A 1,663-nucleotide genomic window follows, 5' to 3' on the forward strand; every position below is an offset into this window, starting at 1 on the left:
GAAGGCGCCAGTACAGACACTCAAAACCACAAGAAAGGAATCCACATGAGCCTGCACCTGATCATCGGCGACAAACACCTTTCCTCCTGGTCCTTGCGCGGCGCTTTGGCCCTGGCGTTGACCGGCGCAAAGTACACCGAGGAACTGGTCAGGCTCGACCAACCCGACACCCGTGAAAAACTGCTCAAGTATTCAGCCACCGCCAAGGTCCCGTTGCTCAAGACCGAATTCGGTGTGATCGCCGACTCCCTGGCGATTGCCGAATACCTGGCTGAACAGTTTCCAGACGCCGGGCTCTGGCCCAGGGACGTAGCCGCCCGGGCTCAGGCGCGTTCGGCCTGTGCGCAAATGCACAGCGGTTTTTTTGCCATCCGTAGCCACATGCCATTTGACCTGACCCGCGATGCGCCGCTTGAGCCTATGCCGGCGGAGGTCCTGACGGAAATCCAGCGGATGCTGGCGCTGTGGGCCGAGTGCCGTGCCGCGGCGACTGAAGCCGGTCCCTACCTGTTTGGCCGCTTGAGCCTGGCCGATGTGTTCTTCGCGCCGGTGGCCGTGCGCTTGCGCACCTATCAGGTGGCGTTGCCCGAGGTCGATGCGGCCTATGTCGAAACTATCTATCAATGGCCGGCGTTCAAGGCGTGGCAACAGGCCGGCCTGGAGGAAACAGCGCGGTGAAACGAGTCCATGTAGCGGCGGCGGTCATTCGTGACGCTGCCGGCAAAATCCTGATCGCCCGACGGGCCGACACTCAGCACCAGGGCGGCCTCTGGGAGTTTCCCGGTGGCAAGGTCGAGGCAGATGAGTCCGTCGAAACCGCCCTGGCCCGAGAGCTTCATGAAGAGCTGGGGATTGTGGTCGACACCGCCCGGCCGCTGATCAAGGTGCGCCATGATTATCCGGACAAACAGGTGTTGCTGGATGTCTGGGAAGTCTCGGCGTTCACCGGCGAGCCCCACGGCGCCGAAGGGCAACCGTTGGCCTGGGTCACGGGCCGGGAGCTTTTGAACCATGAGTTCCCGGCGGCCAACCAACCGATTATCGCGGCGGCCCGTTTGCCGGGCGAATATTTGATCACCCCTGAAGGCCTCGAAACGCCGCAGTTGCTGCGCGGCATGCAAAAGGCTATTGCCGGCGGGATCAAACTGCTCCAGCTGCGCGCCCCCAACGGCTACGACCCGCAATACCGCGATCTGGCGGTGGATGCGGCAGGATTGTGCGCCGGCAAGGCCCAGTTGATGCTCAAGGGGCCCTTCGAATGGCTGGGGGATTTTCCTTCCGCCGGTTGGCACATTACCGCCGCGCAATTGCGCAAGCATGCTGCGGCCGGTCGTCCTTTCGGCAAGGACCGTTGGTTGGCGGCGTCCTGCCACAACGCCGAAGAGTTGTCCCTGGCGCAGCAGATGGACGTGGACTTCGTGACGCTCTCGCCGGTGCAACCGACCCAGACCCATCCCGAGGCCCAACCGCTGGGGTGGGAAGAGGCTTCGCGGTTGATTGAAGGCTTTAACCGGCCGGTGTATCTGTTGGGTGGGGTCGGGCCTGACGAACGGCAGCAAGCCTGGGCAGCGGGCGCGCAGGGCGTGGCGGGGATTCGAGCGTTTTGGCCTGAGGCTTGATTGGGTGGGATGGCTGCCGGCCCCTTCGCGAGCAAGCCCGCTCC

Annotated in this window: 2 protein-coding genes; both read left to right on the forward strand. The window is 63.6% G+C overall.

Going from position 1 to position 1,663, the window contains the following annotated elements; all coding sequences use genetic code 11:
* The first annotated feature begins 45 nt into the window (after window positions 1-45).
* Complete coding sequence (locus HU811_RS26835) at window positions 46-678, forward strand: glutathione S-transferase family protein (protein WP_186659126.1); 633 nt, start codon at window positions 46-48, stop codon at window positions 676-678.
* On the forward strand, window positions 675-1,619 hold the full coding sequence (locus tag HU811_RS26840; protein WP_186659129.1) for a Nudix family hydrolase: 945 nt from the start codon (window positions 675-677) through the stop codon (window positions 1,617-1,619). The genes HU811_RS26835 and HU811_RS26840 overlap by 4 nt, the downstream gene beginning before the upstream one ends.
* Window positions 1,620-1,663 lie beyond the last annotated feature (44 nt).

The organism is Pseudomonas tehranensis (assembly GCF_014268615.1).
GTDB lineage: Bacteria > Pseudomonadota > Gammaproteobacteria > Pseudomonadales > Pseudomonadaceae > Aquipseudomonas > Aquipseudomonas tehranensis.

Excerpts from the sequence above, each read along its gene's own strand:
- HU811_RS26835 (WP_186659126.1), top strand. The coding sequence starts at position 46 with ATGAGCCTGCACCTGATCATCGGCGACAAACACCTTTCCTCCTGGTCC.